The sequence below is a fragment of the Pseudogemmobacter sp. W21_MBD1_M6 genome, from assembly GCF_052119585.1.
In the GTDB taxonomy this organism is placed as follows: Bacteria; Pseudomonadota; Alphaproteobacteria; order Rhodobacterales; family Rhodobacteraceae; genus JBGQOJ01.
On the sequence record NZ_JBGQOJ010000001.1, the window covers coordinates 791,754 to 810,746 of the forward strand.

Here is an 18,993-nt window from a genome sequence, read left to right on the forward strand (position 1 = left end):
AACGACAGAATGAATTCCCGGCTAGTAGTCTTTTTCAAAAAAGACCCCCAACCCGGAATTCCCATCTGACCCTAGCATGCCCTTTGCCGTTACGCTGGGTGTGACAGTCAGATTGAGGTTAATCTCGCTTGTTCCATCCGCACCAACGGTGACATCTGTATAGATCTTTTCCGTCAGATATTTACCGGCGCGCAACCCGACATTTCCGGCCTCGTCGGTGGTGACATCAAAGTCGTCCAAACCGAACCCTTCACGCAACTTGCCAATGATGCCGACCCCGCCCTTACCCGCCAGGGTTCCAACGGCAGCGGCCAGTTGTGCCGCCTGAAGTGGTGAAATTTGGCTTAGGCCGCGACCAAACAAAAGCCGCGCAAGGACTTCGTCTTGCGGTAGTTCCGGGGAGGACAGGAAAGAAATATCGGGCGCGTCGGCGGTGCCCTCGATCACGATCCGGACGGTGACATCGCCGCTGTCCGTTTCGGCAACAAGCCGAAGATAAGGTGAAAACTGCCCCAAAAGCTGTGCATATCCTTCGGACAGCACCAAGCGCTTGCCCAGAATATCAAGCCGCCCGCGGATCAGGTCAAACCGACCCTGCGGAACAAGCGCCGCCGTTGTTCCGACAAGGCGAAGCCGCCCGCCAAGCTCTGCGTCAAGCCCGCGCCCGCGAATGAAAATCCTGCTTGGCGCGCGGATCAAAAGATCGACAGGAAAGGCCACACCGGCCTCGTCCCGCGTTTTGCCGGACTGACCATCCAGTCCCGCGCGCGATCTTGTCTGCTTGCTTGCTGCGCTTTCGCCCTTATGCGTGATCTCGGGGACTTCGGCGCCGACTCCGAAACCGGTCGACGGAATCTGAATATCAACCTGACCAAGATTCAGCGCGCCGGAAATCTTTGCGCCGCCGGTCAGGGGGCCGACGACCGTGACGCGCCCGTCCACAGTCGTTTTGTAAAGCGCGGGATCAATCAAACCAACGCCACCCAATACAATTGCCAGATCGGCGTTGAACGGCGCGGAGAGCGCCATTGGCCCGCTAACGGTAATCTGCCCGCCCGTATCAACCGGCGATGTAAGCGAGATCGCCGCCCCGCCGCCGGTCAGTGCGATCTGCGCATTCACATCCGTCAGCGCCATTCGAAGCGTCGGCGCGGAAAGGCGCCCGCCATTTGTCGCCACCGTGCCGGATACCGATGACAAGGCCAGCGGCCCGTTCACCGAAAGGTCAAACCGCGCAATGCCGTCCATCGTTCGCGGGCGGATAAAACGGTTGGCCAGCGCCAGTGGCGCCTGCCCTGCAATATCCAGATTTGCCTGTCTCATATCATTGGCAAGACTGCCGGACACGCGCGCCGTTGTTCCCCCCGGCCCTTCGGCGGATGTATCGACAGTCCACCGCCCTGATTGCTGACCGATGCTGCCTTGTGCGGCAAGCGGGCCACTGAAATCGGGGGTAAACAGCCCAATATCCCTCAGGCGCGCCTCGAACCGGATATCACTGGCATCCGCCGCGCCGGTCCCGTTGGCACTGGCGGTGATTTCCGGCGTTTTGACATCGAATTCAGCGATCTTGAACGCACCGCCCTTGCCCGACGCAACCAAAGACAGGGTGCTATTGCCACGCAAAAGCTGATCAACATCCGCCTGCCCGACCGACAGGTTCTGTCCCGTCAAGGCGGCATCGACATTGAATGACTGATCCGCAATCCCTCCGCCGCCCGTCAGCTTCAGCTTGGCCGCACCACCCAGCTTGCGCTTTGCCAGGCCGGAATAGGGTGCGATATTGGCGATGACCGCGTCAAGATCACCCGAAACGACGACCCCTTCGGTTCCCGTTGTAAGGGTTGCGTCCAAATCTGCGCTGGCATTTCCGGGCGCGGTCATGGCCGTTTTCACCGTCCAGGCCTGCCCCGATTGCGCGGCTGTCCCGTCCAGCGTGACTTCGCCATCAAACGCGTCGGTCACCACCCCAACATCGGCCAGCGCGGCCTTGAACACAAGATCGCTACTGCCGGTTCGCAAGGTGCCACTTGCCGTCGCGGTCAGCGCTGTGGCCTCTACTTTCAGCGTTTCAAGATATGTGCCCGTTTCGTCGCGGCGGGCCTTTGCCGACAGTTTTGCCCGCCCCGCCAACAGTCGGTCAACTTCGGCTTGCCCAATTCCAAGATCCTGCCCCATAACATCGACCGAAAGATCGAAAGACCCGCCAAGCGGCGCGCCTTGTCCGGCGAGATCGACCGTCGCACCACCCCTTAAGGGGCGTCCCGCCAATCCGGAAAAACGCCCCAGATCCCTGGCGGTGACACGTGCGTCACCATTGGTTTGAAACCCGTCAGACAGACCCTGAACCATGACATTCGCGGTCAAGGCATAGTCGTCACCATTGATCCGAAGGTCAGAAATTTCTACCGGTTGCTTTTCCGCCCACCTGACAGAGGCCGCCCCGGTGATGTTTTCGCCCAGCGCCTGCATCAGGTCCTTGTTGTCGAGGTCAATACCGTCGGCGACAAAGTCAAAATCCGCAGTGACACGCCCCACCGCAGTGCCTTCGCCCCGCATGATGCGCCCCCCGCCAACCAATTGCGCAGAGCCAAGCGCAACTCCATCGCGCCGCAACCGTTCCAGCATCACAAGACCCGTCCAACCATCACTTTTGGCAATGTCATAGGCGACGGACAAATCCGCGGTTCCGATGCTGGTTTTGGGCCCGCTGAGCGGCAGGATCACCGGCTGTTTGTCCGCGCTTTCGATCCGGCCCGTCAACGAAAGGGACTCTGGCCAGCCATCGGGGCCCAAGGCCAGTTTTCCCTCCAGATCAATGGCCTGCGCCGTAAGACGCAGCTTATCCAACTGCAACCGCCCGGACGCGTCACGCTGTCCGGCGGCGACCAGACGAATTTCAGGACCAAAGAACGGCCGATAGACGGGGGCGAACACAGGCGCGATATCACCACCGATATCCGCACTAAAAACCTGCAAGACCTCGCCTTCGGTTTCGCCGTCGACGGGGCGCGCGGCAAATGACACGGTCCCCGCCAACCGCTTCTGGCCGTCGGTCGAAAGCTGCACGTCGGCAGTGAAATCCGAAAGCGGCGCCGCGCCCGTCACAGACAAATCAATTTCGGGCCGCCCCGGAAGATCAATCAGGTTTGCGACGATCCCGTCAGCGCCCTCTGACAGTTGCATATTCAAATCCAAATGCTTTGTTTCGTTCTGGTACCCCGCAGCCAGGGTCAACACCCCGCGCGATCCGTCTATCCGCGTGACCGAAATATCGGCCCGCCCCGCCCCGCCGGCAAGATTGACGGCACCGGATAAAGAGACCTCGGCGGCCTGCCCGAACAGGGCCTCACCCAAAACCACGCGTGCCACTTGTAGTTTTTCGATGTTCACCGAAACCGGCAGTTCCGGCAGGCTGAAAACCGTGGCTTCGGGCGAGGGTGCGGATTGGCCGGAATTTGGAAGGCGGGGAATTATGATTTCATCGGCCGTCAGCTCGCGCACCTCGATGCGCCCCGACAAAAGCGCGGACCTGCTCCAGTCCAGCACCACCCCGCGCATCGTCAACCACACGCCGTCAGCGTCTGCGATTGTCATCTCGTCCAACATGGCGCGGGAACTTAACGCGCCCGAAAACCCGACGATCCGCACGTCGCGGCCGGCCCCTGAAAGGTTATCCTCGATCAGGGCCGTCAGGAAATCACGATCAGCGTTTCCTGACTGTGCAAAGGCAACAGCGGGCAAAAACAGATAAAAGATCAACGCAAAAAGATGTCTCAAAACGACTGACCTATCCCGACATAGATTTGCACTTCTTTTCCGGCATTCGAGCCGCTGGTTGGCGTCGCAACGTCGAACCGGATAGGGCCTATTCCCGTATTGTAACGCAAACCAAGACCTGCGCCGCTGTGCCAGCCGCCGGTGTTATCCGGCGTGGAATTCGCGCCGACGTAGCCCGCATCGGCAAACCCAACGACCCCGTAGGCATCATTGATTCCGGCGCGCACTTCGAACGATGTTCCGATAAATGACCGACCCCCCAATGTGCGTCCGCCGCCAAGGTCGATATCCAGCGATTGGTAGGGTTGACCACGCACCGTTCCGCCGCCACCGGAATAGAACAGATAATCTGGTGCCGCATCAATGATGGCGGGGCCATAAAGCGATCCGAACTGAAGCCGCCCGGCCAGAACAAACCGGTCTTTTTCCCCGAACCCCTTGTAGGCGCGGCTATCGACATACAACCGCGCCCCCGAGGCAGAGCCGTTGATGCCTGCAAACGGGGTAAGGTCCGCCTTGATATAAGTGCCCTCCGTCGGGTTCAGCGTATCGTTGCGCCGATCGAATGTGACGCCAAGGGGCAATGTCAGCAGCGTTAGATCACGACTGCCGAAGGGATCGTCGATCTGAGCATAACGAGACCCGAGTCCCGCCTCGGCCTGTAGTGTGTCGGAAATGATCCGCGTCGCGCCAACGCCCAGCGTGATCTGCCGAGATGAGTAGTCGGGTTCGTCAAGAACCTCAATCTGGGCCAAAATGTACAGCGTCGTGTCCGCGCCAAAGGTCGCGGGCCGCCCGAAACGCGCCGCAAGATCGTAGTCGATACCGCCCGTGCCGCCGTTTATGCCGCTTACCGCGGCGTCTATCCGAAGGTTCTCTGCCCCGCCAAGCAGGTTGCGGTGCATCCAGAACCCCGACAACGCAACCCCGTCAAGCGTGGAAACCTCGGCGCCAAAACCAAACCGCCTTGGCTTTTGTTCCGAGATCGCCGCATTGATGTCCAGCGTATCCCCGTCCCGAACGACGTCCGCCTCGGTCAAGGCAACAGACCGGAACGCACCCGTCCGTCGCAGCCGGTCAGCAGATTTCTTCAGCTCTTCCGGGGAAAACACCTCTCCCGTGGGCAGGCCCGCGATTTGCCTGATCCGCTCTGGCCGGACGGCCGTTTCGCCGGGCAGTTTCAGATCGCCGAATTTAACACGCGGTCCCGTGATAATGCCGATGCGCGCCGCAAGGGTCGCCGCGCGATGGTCTGCTGTAATGGCCTGTGTGCCCGGAACCGCCTTTGCATATCCGTCACCCCGCCACCCCTCAATCGCCGCAGTGACCGCAGACTGTATCACCGGCGACCGCGCAGGTTCACCGATCTTGAAATCAGCGGGCAATTCGGTTTGGGGGACAAGCGGCAAAATTTCCGTCTTCGAGAATTTGAACAGTGGCCCTGCTGTGACGCTGATCTTGATGGTGCGGATAGTCGCAGGCGCACCAAAGGGTGAGATATCCGCGGCCTCTGCTCCGTCGATTTTTATGGAAATAACACCGCTATAATAGCCGTTCTCGTAAAGCGTTCCCAATAGCTTTCGATAGTCGGCAAGCGCTGCGGCGACCAGATCCTGAGACTCGCTTTGGCCCTGCTGCTGCGCAGATAGCGTAAGTGAGGCAGTTCTTAATTTCGCGGCAAGTTCCTCGTTATTGTCACTGACAGAAATATCGACAGCTTCCAGCGCCATCGCCCGCGAAAACGGGGCAAAGACGGAACCGCACAGGGCCGCAGTCACAACAAGCATTCTAATTGAATTAAATTGCACAGCATTCCCTCTTCGCTGGCCATTAATGCAGAACTCGGCCCAAGGTTCCAAACCCTAATCCGAATAGTATTCCTCACATGTTAGTGTAAGCGGGGCCTTGCCAACAGGCATTCATGTCTGTTTGTGAATAAGCTGATCCAGCGTCATGGAAAATTTCGAAGCGATCCAGATCTGTTCGATTTCCCTAAGCTTGCGACCCAGTTCCGGCCCTTGAAATTCAGGCATAAGATGCGCCGCACTGACCGGACAAACGGCCTGCGCCCCGTATCTGGCTGATTCAAGGTCTGCTGGTTCGACATTCCGCCCGAACATCGCCGCGCGCAAAACCAAAACACTTGCAGCGGCATCAAAGCCAATGCGGTATCCCAGTTCTGATGCTTGCCGGCCGGATCCGATCGACTCGGTCAAAAGGGTCAGATCGCGCATTTCAGCCCGGCTCAGGCGAAGTCCATTTTCAACATCATCACCGCCCAGAATGGCGAGCCGCCGGATAGGGTCCGGACCGATACCTGCCTGATTTTCCGCAAAAACCAGCATTGGCAGATACCTTGCGCTTGCACCCGGTAATACCTGTCCAAGCACGCCTGCATGCTGCATCGCGGCAACGCTTGGCGCGGGGTCGCGCGCAGACAGAAGCTTTCGCATCTCCGAACCGACGCGCTCCTTCGAAAGCGTCACTATTTCACCGCAATACATTGCACAGGCCGCCAAACCGTCCCGATCAAGACCGGCATCGGGGTTGCCATAAAGGGCATGAAACCTGAAAAACCGCAGAATACGAAGGTAATCCTCCTTTATTCGCGCTTCGGGGTCGTCGATAAACCGCACCCGCCGGGCAAGCAAATCGGGATATCCACCCAATGGGTCCATGACCCCGCCATCCGCATCGCAATACATGGCGTTCATCGTAAAGTCGCGGCGGTGTGCGTCCTCTTCGATAGTGTCAGAGAATGCCACGATGGCATGTCGGCCATCTGTGTCCACATCTTTGCGAAACGTCGTAATCTCGTGCGGTATGCCGGATGAAACTACCGTCACAGTTCCATGGTCAATGCCGGTCGGAACAGCCCGAAAACCAGCATTTTCTGCCAGTTTAGTGACGACATCCGGCAAAGCATCTGTTGCGATATCGACGTCATCAACCGGCACGCCTATCAGGTCATTTCGCACGCATCCACCTACGGCATAGGCCTTGTATCCTGACTCTGTCAGCATCTTGAACACGGCTTGTGTTGCCCTCGCACTAAGCCAGGATCCGTCGACTTTCCTCATTTACCTACCCGTTCCGCCAACCCGCGCAGAATACCCGCAGTCGCACCCCAGATATAATAGGGGCCATAAGGCACCGTATAATAGCGCCGCAAGCTGCCGCGCCACCACCGCGCCTGAATGACAAAGTTGTCGGGATTGACGAGATGCGCCAGCGGAACCTGAAAAATCTCGTCAACCTCTCCGGGTTCTGGCGCACCTCTGAATTCGGCTCTAACCCAGCCCAAAATGGGTGTCATTGTAAAACCTGTGACCGTCTCGTGATCCGGCAATCGCCCCAGTATCTCGACGTGATCCTCTGGAAGCCCGATTTCTTCACGCGCCTCGCGCAGCGCTGCTGCCTCGATACTGGCGTCGATCGCATCGACCTTTCCGCCAGGAAACGCAATCTGTCCGGGGTGGTGTTTCAGGGCCGACGATCGCTTCGTCAGAATAATCTGCACACCGTGTCGCGTTTCAATAAGGGGAACGAGCACGGCAGCCTGCCTTAATACACGGCCTTCGGGCAAAATAATCTGGGGATTAAGGTCGAAATCCGAAGAGGCGGCGCTGGTTTTACCCAACGCCGCTATGATTTCGTGAAAGGGATCAGCCTTTTTCACCCACCGCGTCCTCAGCCTCGAACCCCAGTGTCTTGGGGTCAAATTCGTAGTGTGCACTACAGAACTGGCAGTCGGCAGTAACAATGCCTGCGTCCGTCGTCATGTAGGCAATATCTTTCGCCGAATAGATCGACAGGCTTTCCCGCACACGATCCCCCGAACATGTGCAACCGAACTCGACCGACTGGGGGTCGTAGACTCGCGGCGCTTCCTCGTGGAACAAACGAACCAACAGCTCGGTCGGCTGCACGACCGGCCCGATCAACTCCAGCTCTTCGACCGTATCAAGCAGTAGATTTGCACGGCTCCAGTTCTCATGCTCGTCGCCCTGCAAAAGATCCTGCGCATCAAGCAGCCCCTGTTCGGCTGATCCGCCCTCGCCCGTCGCAAAGGGAGAGGCCTTTGGCATGTGTTGCAACATAACACCACCCGCACGCCATCCGGCAATTCCCTTTGGTTGCTGATGCTGACCAAACGTGAGCGAAAACCGGGTTGGAAGTTGCTCTGATTGAGCGAAATAGGTCTCGGCACAGGACGATAGCGATGCGCCCGCAATGGGTGTAATCCCTTGATAGGGCACCATTCCTTCGCCCTGATCAATGAGAATGGCAAAATATCCCTTGCCGATCTGACCGAACCCGTCGCCCGCCAGATCAAGTTGCTCCGCATCATAGCTGGCATAGGCGCGCATACGCGCCGGCTGGCCGTCATCCGTTGGGCCATAATAATCGGTCGCAATCAGGCGCACAGGGCCATCGCCCCTTATCTGAATGGACAATTTCCAGCGCAATTTTATTGTCTGCCCGATCAGTGCGGTCAGCGTCACGGCTTCAGCCACCAAAGCTTCGATCATTGGTGGATACTTATGCTGGGACAACACCTGCTGAAGCACGCCATCAAGACGCGCGACGCGGCCACGGATATCCGAGCGGTCAAGTTGAAAGGGCAGGACTGTATCGTCCCAAGCGATTTGCGAACCAATGGTCATGGGGTTTCCTTACGCGTTCCGCGTTGGCATATCTGGTGTATATATAGGGGCGGCAACCTGTCGTCCAAGAGGTAAATCCAAGATGATAAGACGCTTTGGCGATCCGAAAGTCCAAAATCAAACCTACATTCACCGGCCTGGCGTCTATGCTGTTCTGGTTCTGGGTGACAGCGTTCTTTTGACATTTCAAGCGGAACCTCTTCCCGAGGTCCAGCTTCCCGGTGGCGGCATAGACGCTGGCGAATCGCCCTTGGCCGCGCTTCATCGCGAGGTTTTCGAAGAGACCGGTTGGAGCATTGCCCGCCCCCGGCGCCTGGGGGCATTTCGTCGGTTCGCGTTTATGCCTGACTACGACATGTGGGCTGAAAAGCTTTGCCATATCTACCTTGCGCGCCCAATCCGGCCCCATGGGCCGCCGCGCGAAAAAGGGCACACGCCAATCTGGACGCACCGCAGCAAAGCAGCGTCCATGCTTGAAAACGACGGCGACCGGCATTTTGTGAATCAGTTATTCCGCTGAAACCTCGCCTGAGTATTCAAATAAAACTGCGGAAATATCGTCTGGAAATTCCTGCCCGTTCGCATGTTCGCCCAGATCCCAAATCATCGCCTCGAAAAAGGCGGTTTTTCTGACTTCCGAATTGCGGTGCAAAAGGCTCTCGAAGCCTTGCTCGTCCAGAAGTCTGCCATTGCCGTCCGGGCATTCCGTCACCCCGTCGGATGCCAGGATCAGACGGTCACCCGGCATCAGACGCACCTCGAACTGTTGGTAGGTCGCATCAGCGATAAGGCCGATCGGCAGGCCGCCAGTCCCGTGAAACTCTACTTCACCGGTGCCGCGCTGGACGGCAGGGTGTGGGTGTCCTGCCTGCGTAATCGTCGCCAATCCGGTGATCAAATCAATGTCTGCAAGGATCAAGGTAAAATAGTGATCCGTTTCCATTTCGTCGAAAATGAGTCTGTTCAAATGCTCCGCCACCTCGGCCGGAGGGCGGCCGGTGTAGCCATTGTCGGTCTTCAAAAGCGCAATATTCTGGTCCGGCGTCGCCCCCGACAGATAGCCCGCCAACCGCGCCGTCATAAGAGCAGACGAAACTCCATGTCCCGACACGTCAATCCCGTAGATGCCGATGCGTGACGGGGAAATATCATAAAATCCGACAAGATCGCCGCCAACATGCCCGCAGGGCCGTAAGAAAAGAGAAACCTGCGCCAAGCCAAAGTCGCGAAATTTCTCGCGGACAAGTGATTGCTGCAATTTGCGCGCCTCGATCAGGTCGCGATCAAGCGAGTCGTAAAGCCTCTGGATTTTGGCAAGGGTCGACGAGACCAAGCGGTTCTTTTCCGTTAGCTCCCTCTCGATCCGCAAGATCCGTTCACCCGCAGCAATGCGCGCCCGCAATTCCGCCGAATGAACCGGTTTCGTCAGAAAATCATCGGCACCAACATCAAGCCCCTGCGCCACTTCCCCCTTGTCGCTTTTTGACGAGAGAAGAATGAAATACCCGTAGCGGTCAGAATGAAGCGTTCTGAATATCCGGCAAAAATCCAGCCCCGACATTCCCGGCATCATCCAGTCACTGAAAATCAGATCCATGGATGTCACCGCGCACAGATCCAGCGCACGCTCGCCACTTTCCGCCTCGAAGACGGAATACCCCCATCGCAACAGGGACGACGCCAGAATCTTTCGCTGCACCTCGCTGTCATCGACGATCAGAACATTTTGAACGGCTCCGCCCCCACCCGGCGATTGCGGCAATGCCTCTTGGCGAAGATATGCAGGACTGGCGGTCATATAAAATCCGGGATGCACAGAATTGTCATCCCCTGCTTTGCCAGACCCACCTTAACGCAGTGTGAACGCTAAAATTCGAATGATCCCACCAAATTTCTAGACGGATTCTTAAGATAACCCATCTAAGTCTGACACATAAAGGCAAGTCGAGAGAGGGGAAAATGATCGATTGGCAACGCGTTCAAGACCTTTTGGAGGAGGTGGGAGAGGAGGACTTTGGGACCATCGCCGCATTGTTTCTTGACGAGGTCGAGGGGGTTCTGGACCACCTCCGCATCACGTCTGACCCCGGCGCGGTGGCCACAGACTTTCACTTTCTGAAGGGCAGCGCTGCGAATCTTGGGTTCACCGCTCTTGGGGATTTCTGCACAAAAGGAGAAGTGATGGCGAAAAACGGGAACGCGGACAGTATTGATGTCTCAGGCATCTTTGACATCTACGCCCGGTCGAAGGCAGAGTTCGCAACAAAAATCGGCGCGCTATAGATGGCAGGTCAGATCAGGAATTCGGCCAGGGTCTCGTCATTGGTGATATCCCTGTACGCAAACCCTGCCGCATCCAACTTGCCGAATAATTCTGCAAAGTTTCCGGCCGCTTTTGTTTCGATCCCGATCAGAACTGAACCAAAGTTTCTGGCGGACTTCTTGAGATATTCAAATCGTGCGATATCGTCGTCAGGACCAAGCATCGACAGAAAATCTTTCAGTGCGCCGGGCCGTTGCGGCAGTCGCAAGATGAAATACTTTTTAACACCGGAAAAGCGCTGTGCGCGCTCCTTGACCTCTGGCAATCGTTCAAAGTCAAAGTTTCCACCCGACGTCACACAAACAACGGTTTTACCCCTGATCTGCTCCGACAATTCAGGCAATACATCAACAGAAAGGGCACCCGCGGGCTCCAGAACAATGCCTTCTATGTTCAACATCTCCAGAATGGTTGTGCAAATCCGGTCCTCTGGCGCCGCAAGAACATGATCCGGCGATACCGTCTTCAGCACAGCGAATGTGCTGACCCCGATCCGGGCCACCGCTGCGCCATCGACAAACGTGTTAACCTTGGGCAGGGAAACGGGGTGACCCGCAGCCAACGCGGCCGCAAGGCTTGCACCGCCCAGGGGTTCCACAAACCATAAATCCGTTTCGGGGGCATCTTCTGCCATGTACAGGCGAACGCCAGACGACAACCCGCCGCCACCAACCGGCAAAATGACCATATCTGGCGCGTTTGGCATTTCAGCCAAAATCTCGACGGCGACAGAGGCCTGCCCCTCGATCACATCCGGATCGTCAAAGGGCGACAGGAAATGCGCCCCGACCATTGCGCAATACTCCTGCGCGGATTTTAGCGTGTCATCGAAATAATCGCCGACCAATCGTATCTCGATCGCGTCGCCGCCAAATACGCGTGTCTTGTCGATTTTTTGCTGCGGCGTGGTAACCGGCATAAAGATGACGCCATTGACGCCAAAATGCCGGCACACAAACGCGACGCCCTGCGCATGATTGCCAGCACTTGCGCATACAAAACGGGACTGGTCCGGCGAGCGCTCCAAAACCTTGCGCATCGCATTGAACGCGCCCCGGATCTTGTAGGACCGGACAGGCGACAAATCTTCGCGTTTCAGCCAGATGTCAGCGCCATGGCGTTCGGACAAATGGTCGTTACGCTGCAACGGCGTGGCCGGAAAAAGGGTGCGCATCTGTGCCTCTGCGGCACGGGCTTTTTGTGCAAAACTGGTCATCGGGCAACGCTAGCGCCGGTCAATCGCCGCGTCCATGGCAAAGCTGACTTGCCCACCCCGTAAAAACGCAATAAACGCAGCGATTAATTGCAGCAAATTGACGGAGCCGTCTCATGTTAGCGCCCAAAAAAGTAGTTCTGGCCTATTCCGGCGGCCTTGATACCTCGATCATCCTGAAATGGCTGCAAACGGAATACGGATGTGAGGTCGTAACCTTCACCGCCGACCTTGGTCAGGGCGAAGAGCTGGAGCCAGCGCGCGCCAAGGCAGAGATGATGGGCGCAAGCGCGATCTACATCGAGGATCTGCGGGAAGAGTTCGTTCGCGATTTTGTATTCCCGATGTTCCGCGCGAATGCTTTGTACGAAGGGCTGTATTTGCTGGGCACGTCGATCGCCCGCCCGCTGATTTCCAAGCGTCTTGTTGAAATCGCCGCCGAAGTTGGTGCCGATGCCGTCGCCCACGGCGCAACCGGCAAGGGCAACGATCAGGTTCGTTTTGAACTGGCCGCCTATGCGCTGAACCCCGACATCAAGGTCATCGCGCCCTGGCGTGAATGGGACTTGTCCAGCCGGACCAAATTGTTGGAATTTGCAGAAAAGAACCAGATTCCCGTTGCGAAAGACAAGCGTGGCGAGGCCCCGTTCAGCGTTGACGCCAACCTGCTGCACACCTCTTCCGAAGGTAAGGTTTTGGAAAACCCCGCCGACGAGGCACCCGATTACGTCTACCAGCGCACCGTCAATCCTGAGGATGCACCGAACACACCGGAATTCATTGAAATCTCGTTCGAGCGCGGCGATGCCGTCGCAATCAACGGCGAGGCAATGTCGCCCGCGACGATCCTGACCCAGCTTAATGAGATCGGCGGCCGTCATGGCGTTGGCCGTCTTGATCTGGTCGAGGGTCGATTTGTCGGGATGAAGTCGCGCGGAATTTACGAAACCCCCGGCGGCACACTGTTGCTAGAGGCGCACCGTGGGATCGAACAGATTACGCTGGATCGCGGTCAGGCGCATCTGAAAGACGAGCTGATGCCAAAATATGCAGAGCTAATCTACAATGGCTTCTGGTTCAGCCCGGAGCGTGAAATGCTGCAAGCCCTGATCGACAAGTCACAAGAGCACGTCACAGGAACCGTTCGCCTGAAGCTTTACAAAGGGATGGCCCGCACCGTTGCGCGCTGGTCGGATCACTCGCTTTATTCCGAGGCGCATGTGACCTTCGAAGATGACGCGGGCGCATACGATCAGAAAGACGCGGCTGGCTTTATCAAACTGAACGCATTGCGGCTCAAACTGATTGCCATGCGCAATCGTCGCCTCAGCAAATAGCGTCAAAGCTTCTTCGCGGCGAGCCTGTCATAGAACGGCAGGGCCGCCGCGACGATTGCTGCATCCCGCCCGTCAAGCTGTGGCAAGGGCCCCTCTGGCCCGGAAAACCCTGTGCTGCGATGCACGGCACCATACCAATGCGTTGCCCATACGCCGTCAGCAGGATGCCCGCCTTCAGGCCAGGACAGCATTGCACGATCAAAGCGCAAGCCAATCGCATCACACAGTCTGGTCAGCATACGTTCCGGATCATTGCGTATATCGGCACTGTCGATAACCAGACCACCGATCCTGTCGAAAAGCTGTGCTTGTTGCCGGAACCCAAGGTCCTCTAGGGCCACCTGTTCCCGCTTGATCCCGTAGCTTGCAACAACCCGTGCAGGATGGCGGATAAGATGAACGTTCACACAGTCACCGGACCAGTCCATCGGAAAGCCGTCAATCATGTGGTGCGGCATATGTTTCATATAGAAATTTGGCTTTTGGGCGGGAATAGTGCCTGAACAACGCGCCGCCACCTTGATCGGATCCGATTCGTGTGCGGCTATAATCTGCTCCTTCATCGGATGGTCCGCACCCGACGCGGCAAGATAGGGCGCATAGAACGGTTCATCCCACACGGCAAAATCCGATCTGGCCCCAAAGGAATACATCATCGCAGTCGACAGGTTCCGTGGGCCGGACCACATTGCAATCCGCACTACCGCACCTCGCGCGCAACAAGATCTTTGTAAAGCTGACGGATGCGCACCGTGATCGCCCCCATCTGGCCATCCCCGATCATGCGCCCGTCAATGTCGCCGACCGGGGTTTGCGCCCCGAAAGTCCCGGTCAGAAACGCCTCTTGTGCCCCGTAGGCGTCAACCAGCGAGTAATTCCTCTCGAACACCGGAATTCCGTCAGCCCGACACACGTCGATCACCTTTTGGCGGGTAATGCCGTTCATGCAGTAATCACCAGTCGACGTCCAAACCGCGCCCTTACGGACAATGAAGAAATTGCATGCGTTGGTCGTGTTCACAAATCCATGCACATCCAGCATCAACGCCTCGTCAGCGCCTGCCTTTTCCGCCGCAATACAGGCCAGAATGCAGTTCAGCTTGGAATGAGAGTTCAGCTTGGGGTCTTGTGTCATAGGAAGCCCGCGCAAATGCGGCACGGTTGCCAGCCGGATCGGGCGCGGAATTTCGGGCTTTGAATGCTCCATGATGATAACCATCGTCGGGCCGGACCGCGACAGCGACGGATGCTGGAACGGGCGTATCTTTACCCCGCGCGTGACCATCAACCGGGCGTGCACATCCTGTGTCATGCCGTTCGCTGCTCTCGTCGCTTCAAGCGCGGCGATGACTCCGGCCCGGTCAAGCGACATCGTCAGGTCAATAGCCTTGGCTGCCTCGAACAACCGGTCGATATGCTCATCCAGAAACGCCCAGTGGCCATTATACAGGCGCAGCCCCTCCCATACTCCGTCACCCAGCATAAAGCCGGAGTCATAGACACTGACCACCGCCTCGGATTTCGGAACGATCCGCCCGTCGACATAGATCAGGATCGCATCGTTGCGGATGTCATCGGCGGTCTGGTGTGTTGTCACGACGTCTGGCATTCGGCCCCCCTGTTTGCCGGAACGATAACAAACGCAGCCGCACCGCCAAGCGGTAAATTCCCGTCACCATATCGTGACATCGACGCTGCGCACTTGTCGCATCGGCGTCGGGTGGGCATCGTGCCTAAAAAGGAGCCTTCATGATGTCCATTCTGTCACGCAACGCCAAACCCGCCGTCCTGTTTCTGGCAATCCTTTTGGGACTGGCAGCACAAGGAACAAGAAGCCACGCCGCCAATGTCGAAACCCTGACCGTCGCCGGGGGATGTTTTTGGTGCGTAGAAGCCGACTTTGAAAAGGTGGACGGCGTGATAGAGGCCATATCCGGATACACCGGAGGGTCCAAAGAAAACCCGACATACAAACAGGTCACTGCTGGCGGCACAGGTCACTTTGAGGCCGTGCAGATCAAGTTCGACCCGTCAAAGGTCAGCTATGAGTCATTGCTGCAAAAGTTCTTGCGCTCGGTCGATGTAACCGACGCCGGGGGGCAGTTCTGTGATCGGGGCGACAGTTACAGAACGGCGATATTCGTCTCTAACCCCGCGCAAAAGGCCGCTGCCTTGGCCGCGAAAACCGAAGCGGAATCAGCGCTTGGGCAGAAAATCGTGACGCCGGTTCTGGATGCGAAAAAATTCTATCCCGCCGAGGACTATCATCAGAACTATTACAAAGGCACAAATCTTGTTTTGACCCGCTTTGGCCCAAAACGGCAATCAGAGGCCTACAAAGCCTATCGAAATGCCTGCGGTCGCGACGCTCGGGTGCAGCAATTGTGGGGCAAGGCAGCGGCGTTTACCCACTAGCCCCCCGACAACTCCTGGTCGACAATGGATCTTTCGGGTATTGCATCCGCTGCGCCAAGAGTCCGGATTTTGATAGCGGACGCCATGGCGCCAAGCGCCATGGATTGCTCCATGCCAAGGCCCTCGCTCAATCCGGCGGCGACATATCCAAGGAAGGTGTCGCCTGCACTGGTTGTGTCGACAACGGTGGTCGGTACGGCAGCAACATGGCGTTTTTGGCCGGAACGATTATCATACCAATCGGCACCATCGCCGCCCAGAGTAACCACTATTTCCGGCACATCCATCTTTTCCAGGGTTGTGGACAACGCGGCGCAAAGCTGCTGCGCCTCGACCTCGTTCAGAACCAGCAGGCTGACATGGGGCAAAACATCGACAACCGCGCCGATTTCAAACGGTGCTGCGGAATAGACAACCGTCATTTTCTTTTGCCGGCCCAGCGCCGCCGCAAACGCCTGCTGTGATGTTTCGTTCTGCAAAAGCAGCAAGTCGCCCGCCGTGGCATCGTTCAGCGCCTCGGTGATCCTTTGTTGTGACTGCTTGGCGTTCGCGCCGGAAAAAATCACGATCGAATTCTCGCCCGATGCGTCGACGTTGATAATCGCGTGGCCCGTTGGCCCGTCAATTCCGGCAATATGGGCGACATCAACCCCATAACCCGCCATCCGCCTGACCGCCCACTGCCCGTCATCCCCCACCGCACCGATGTGGATCACGCGCCCACCGGCCTTTGCTGCCGCGACGGACTGATTTGCCCCCTTGCCGCCCAAACCGATGGAATGCGCGGACGCCGACAGCGTTTCACCGGGCGCCGGAAGATGCGGAACATCATAGACATGGTCCGCATTTATGGACCCCAGAACATAGATCGTCATGGATTATTCCCCTAACCGATCTTGCACGCAGCCATGACTGCCATATTCAGAATGTCGTTCACCGTCGAAACCGTAGAGCAAATCTGAATCGGCTTATTCACGCCGGTCAAGATCGGACCAATCACGGTCGCGCCCCCCATCTCTTGCATCAACTTGACCGAAATCGAGGCAGAGTGCCGTGCAGGAACAACCAGAATATTGGCAGGGCCCGTCAAACGAGAGAACGGATACTGCGCCATAGCAACCGGATTAAGCGCCACATCCACCGTCATTTCACCTTCGTATTCAAAGTCGACGTTGCGTTGATCCAGAACCTTGGGGGCCTGATGCATCTTCTCGGCACGTTCCGACACCGGATAGCCAAAAGTCGAGAAACTGACAAAGGCCACACGCGGCTCTAGCCCCAAAGTGCGCGCAACACCTGCAGCGCGTTGTGCAATCGTTGCCAGATCCTCTTGATCGGGCCATTCATGCACAAGAGTGTCGGCGATCAAAACAATCCGCCCCTTTACCAACAGCGCAGTCACACCAACTGCCCCGTCTTTTGCCGAGGCATCGAAAACATTGTTGATCAACTCCATCACATGCGCCGATTTCCGCGTTGCACCTGTGACCAACCCGTCACCATGCCCATGCGCCAACATAAGAGCCGAGAAAACATGGCGGTCGCGGGTCGCAAGCCGATGGATGTCGCGGTGATCATAGCCTTTGCGCTGAAGCCGCTCGTACAGAAAGTCCTTGTAGACATCGAGATGGGGGGAATTCGCTGCGTTCACAATTTCAAGCTCGGAGACAGCGTCGCCCAGACCCTCTGTTTGCAGCTTTTCCCTCACATCGGCATCGCGACCAACAACCAGCGCCTTACCAAGACCAGCACGCTGGTAGGCAACCGCCGCCCGCAGAACACGCGGATCATCGCCCTCTGCAAAGATCATGCGCGCCTGCGCAATCTTGGCCCGCGCGTGAATCCCCTGCAAAATGCTTGCCGTTGGGTCCATCCGCGCCTTAAGGCTTTGCGTATAGGCCTGCATATCCACAATAGGCCGCCGCGCCACGCCGGTATCCATGCCCGCTTTGGCAACTTTTGGCGGAATGACATAGATCAGCCGCGGATCAAAAGGCGTCGGAATAATGTAATCGCGGCCAAACGCCAGCTTGCGACCATAGGCCATTGCCACTTCGTCTGGCACATCTTCCCGCGCCAGTTCGGCCAGCGCGTTCGCACAGGCAATCTTCATCTCGTCATTGATGGCCCGCGCGCGTATATCCAACGCCCCCCGGAACAAGTAGGGAAAGCCTAGAACATTGTTCACCTGGTTCGGATAGTCGGACCGGCCTGTCGCCACAATCGCATCCGGACGCACGGCGTGCGCCTCCTCCGGCGTGATCTCGGGGTCCGGGTTTGCCATTGCGAAAATCACCGGATTTGGCGCCATTGACGCGACCATTTCCGCAGTCACGGCGCCCTTGGCAGAAACACCCAGAAAAACATCCGCATCTTTCATGGCGTCATCCAGGCTGCGCGCGTCGGTTTTGGCGGCGTGGGCCGATTTCCACTGGTTCATACCCTCGGAACGACCCTGATAGATCACACCCTTCGTATCGCACATGATGCAATTGTCATGGCGGGCCCCCATCGCTTTCAACAACTCGAGACAGGCAATGCCCGCGGCACCAGCACCATTCAGGACTATTTTGCAGTCCTCGATCTTTTTCCCGGAAATCTTTAGCGCGTTGATCAGACCGGCGGCGCAGATCACTGCCGTGCCATGTTGGTCATCATGGAAAACGGGAATATCCATTTCCTCTTTCAGGCGCTGCTCGATGATAAAACATTCGGGTGCTTTGATGTCTTCAAGATTGATCCCGCCAAATGTCGGCCCCATCAACTTGACCGCTGCAATGATCGCCTCGGGGTCTTCTGTGTCCAGTTCGATGTCGATGGAATTCACATCAGCAAATCTTTTGAACAGAACCGCCTTGCCTTCCATCACCGGCTTTGAGGCCAGCGCACCAAGGTTGCCAAGGCCAAGAACCGCAGTGCCGTTGGAAATGACAGCCACAAGGTTACCCTTGTTCGTGTAATCATAGGCCGTATCGGGCGCGGCGGCGATCGCCTCGCACGGCACCGCTACCCCAGGGGAATAGGCAAGCGACAGATCGCGCTGCGTTGTCATTGGCACGGATGCCGTGATCTCGAACTTACCCGGCGTGGGGTTCAAGTGATAGGCAAGCGCCTCTTCGCGGGTAATCCGTGCTTTAGACATGTTGGTTCTCTCCTCCAGAAGTCCGACAGTCTTAGCGTCCTTAATGCGGGCTCACAACATTCCTGTTATTTCCGCCTTTCGCGGGCAGCGCGAGGTTTGTAAGGTCCGACAAAATA

At 57.3% G+C, this 18,993-nt stretch carries 15 protein-coding genes; 4 read left to right on the plus strand and 11 right to left on the minus strand.

Features of this window, described 5'->3' with window-relative positions:
* Window positions 1-21: 21 nt before the first annotated feature.
* From ACEN2R_RS03775 to hslO, 5 genes are all read right to left on the minus strand, one after another.
* On the minus strand, window positions 22-3,780 hold the full coding sequence (locus tag ACEN2R_RS03775) for a translocation/assembly module TamB domain-containing protein (protein WP_442039321.1): 3,759 nt from the start codon (window positions 3,778-3,780) through the stop codon (window positions 22-24).
* Window positions 3,777-5,567 (minus strand): autotransporter assembly complex protein TamA, encoded by a 1,791-nt coding sequence (locus tag ACEN2R_RS03780; protein ID WP_442039323.1) that lies wholly within the window; start codon window positions 5,565-5,567, stop codon window positions 3,777-3,779. The genes ACEN2R_RS03775 and ACEN2R_RS03780 overlap by 4 nt, the downstream gene beginning before the upstream one ends.
* 132 nt (window positions 5,568-5,699) lie before the next feature.
* Complete coding sequence (locus ACEN2R_RS03785; RefSeq protein WP_442039325.1) at window positions 5,700-6,860, minus strand: CCA tRNA nucleotidyltransferase; 1,161 nt, start codon at window positions 6,858-6,860, stop codon at window positions 5,700-5,702.
* The gene (locus ACEN2R_RS03790) at window positions 6,857-7,459 is read right to left on the minus strand and encodes a CoA pyrophosphatase (protein ID WP_442039327.1); all 603 of its coding nucleotides are present in this window, start codon (window positions 7,457-7,459) and stop codon (window positions 6,857-6,859) included. The genes ACEN2R_RS03785 and ACEN2R_RS03790 overlap by 4 nt, the downstream gene beginning before the upstream one ends.
* A complete protein-coding gene (gene hslO, locus ACEN2R_RS03795; protein WP_442039329.1) occupies window positions 7,446-8,447 on the minus strand; it encodes an Hsp33 family molecular chaperone HslO in 1,002 nt (333 codons plus the stop codon). Before hslO ends, ACEN2R_RS03790 begins: the two co-directional genes overlap by 14 nt.
* 82 nt (window positions 8,448-8,529) lie before the next feature.
* On the opposite strand from hslO, the gene ACEN2R_RS03800 reads away from it, so the two are divergent.
* Complete coding sequence (locus ACEN2R_RS03800; RefSeq protein WP_442039503.1) at window positions 8,530-8,967, plus strand: NUDIX domain-containing protein; 438 nt, start codon at window positions 8,530-8,532, stop codon at window positions 8,965-8,967.
* Here the strand turns inward: ACEN2R_RS03800 and ACEN2R_RS03805 are convergent.
* Window positions 8,956-10,245 (minus strand): PP2C family protein-serine/threonine phosphatase, encoded by a 1,290-nt coding sequence (locus ACEN2R_RS03805; RefSeq protein ID WP_442039331.1) that lies wholly within the window; start codon window positions 10,243-10,245, stop codon window positions 8,956-8,958. The two genes, ACEN2R_RS03800 and ACEN2R_RS03805, sit on opposite strands and share 12 nt — an antisense overlap.
* Before the next feature lie 161 nt (window positions 10,246-10,406).
* Here ACEN2R_RS03805 and ACEN2R_RS03810 point away from each other — a divergent pair, with 161 nt between their 5' ends.
* Window positions 10,407-10,730: an Hpt domain-containing protein gene (locus ACEN2R_RS03810; RefSeq protein WP_442039333.1), complete on the plus strand. Its 324-nt coding sequence runs from the start codon at window positions 10,407-10,409 to the stop codon at window positions 10,728-10,730.
* Window positions 10,731-10,738: 8 nt separating this feature from the next.
* On the opposite strand, the gene ilvA is transcribed toward ACEN2R_RS03810, so the two are convergent.
* Window positions 10,739-11,986 (minus strand): threonine ammonia-lyase IlvA, encoded by a 1,248-nt coding sequence (ilvA, locus tag ACEN2R_RS03815; RefSeq protein ID WP_442039335.1) that lies wholly within the window; start codon window positions 11,984-11,986, stop codon window positions 10,739-10,741.
* Between the two features lie 113 nt (window positions 11,987-12,099).
* Between ilvA and ACEN2R_RS03820 the strand changes: the two genes are divergently transcribed.
* The gene (locus ACEN2R_RS03820) at window positions 12,100-13,320 is read left to right on the plus strand and encodes an argininosuccinate synthase (RefSeq protein ID WP_442039337.1); all 1,221 of its coding nucleotides are present in this window, start codon (window positions 12,100-12,102) and stop codon (window positions 13,318-13,320) included.
* Between the two features lie 2 nt (window positions 13,321-13,322).
* On the opposite strand, the gene ACEN2R_RS03825 is transcribed toward ACEN2R_RS03820, so the two are convergent.
* Entirely contained in the window at window positions 13,323-14,021 is a 699-nt protein-coding gene (locus tag ACEN2R_RS03825) for an HAD family hydrolase (protein ID WP_442039338.1), read from the minus strand.
* Complete coding sequence (locus ACEN2R_RS03830) at window positions 14,021-14,929, minus strand: D-amino acid aminotransferase (RefSeq protein ID WP_442039340.1); 909 nt, start codon at window positions 14,927-14,929, stop codon at window positions 14,021-14,023. Before ACEN2R_RS03830 ends, ACEN2R_RS03825 begins: the two co-directional genes overlap by 1 nt.
* A gap of 140 nt (window positions 14,930-15,069) precedes the next feature.
* Here ACEN2R_RS03830 and msrA point away from each other — a divergent pair, with 140 nt between their 5' ends.
* Entirely contained in the window at window positions 15,070-15,735 is a 666-nt protein-coding gene (gene msrA, locus ACEN2R_RS03835; protein ID WP_442039341.1) for a peptide-methionine (S)-S-oxide reductase MsrA, read from the plus strand.
* On the opposite strand, the gene ACEN2R_RS03840 is transcribed toward msrA, so the two are convergent.
* Window positions 15,732-16,610 carry a ribokinase gene (locus tag ACEN2R_RS03840; protein ID WP_442039343.1) on the minus strand — a complete coding sequence of 293 codons (879 nt, stop codon included), beginning with the start codon at window positions 16,608-16,610 and terminating at the stop codon, window positions 15,732-15,734. The genes msrA and ACEN2R_RS03840 overlap by 4 nt on opposite strands.
* A gap of 11 nt (window positions 16,611-16,621) precedes the next feature.
* Complete coding sequence (locus ACEN2R_RS03845) at window positions 16,622-18,877, minus strand: NADP-dependent malic enzyme (protein ID WP_442039345.1); 2,256 nt, start codon at window positions 18,875-18,877, stop codon at window positions 16,622-16,624.
* Window positions 18,878-18,993 lie beyond the last annotated feature (116 nt).

Excerpts from the sequence above, each read along its gene's own strand:
- ACEN2R_RS03780 (WP_442039323.1), bottom strand. The coding sequence starts at position 5,567 with ATGCTTGTTGTGACTGCGGCCCTGTGCGGTTCCGTCTTTGCCCCGTTT.
- ACEN2R_RS03785 (WP_442039325.1), bottom strand. The coding sequence starts at position 6,860 with ATGAGGAAAGTCGACGGATCCTGGCTTAGTGCGAGGGCAACACAAGCC.
- hslO (WP_442039329.1), bottom strand. The coding sequence starts at position 8,447 with ATGACCATTGGTTCGCAAATCGCTTGGGACGATACAGTCCTGCCCTTT.
- ACEN2R_RS03800 (WP_442039503.1), top strand. The coding sequence starts at position 8,530 with ATGATAAGACGCTTTGGCGATCCGAAAGTCCAAAATCAAACCTACATT.
- ACEN2R_RS03805 (WP_442039331.1), bottom strand. The coding sequence starts at position 10,245 with ATGACCGCCAGTCCTGCATATCTTCGCCAAGAGGCATTGCCGCAATCG.
- ACEN2R_RS03810 (WP_442039333.1), top strand. The coding sequence starts at position 10,407 with ATGATCGATTGGCAACGCGTTCAAGACCTTTTGGAGGAGGTGGGAGAG.
- ilvA (WP_442039335.1), bottom strand. The coding sequence starts at position 11,986 with ATGACCAGTTTTGCACAAAAAGCCCGTGCCGCAGAGGCACAGATGCGC.
- ACEN2R_RS03820 (WP_442039337.1), top strand. The coding sequence starts at position 12,100 with ATGTTAGCGCCCAAAAAAGTAGTTCTGGCCTATTCCGGCGGCCTTGAT.
- ACEN2R_RS03830 (WP_442039340.1), bottom strand. The coding sequence starts at position 14,929 with ATGCCAGACGTCGTGACAACACACCAGACCGCCGATGACATCCGCAAC.
- msrA (WP_442039341.1), top strand. The coding sequence starts at position 15,070 with ATGATGTCCATTCTGTCACGCAACGCCAAACCCGCCGTCCTGTTTCTG.
- ACEN2R_RS03840 (WP_442039343.1), bottom strand. The coding sequence starts at position 16,610 with ATGACGATCTATGTTCTGGGGTCCATAAATGCGGACCATGTCTATGAT.
- ACEN2R_RS03845 (WP_442039345.1), bottom strand. The coding sequence starts at position 18,877 with ATGTCTAAAGCACGGATTACCCGCGAAGAGGCGCTTGCCTATCACTTG.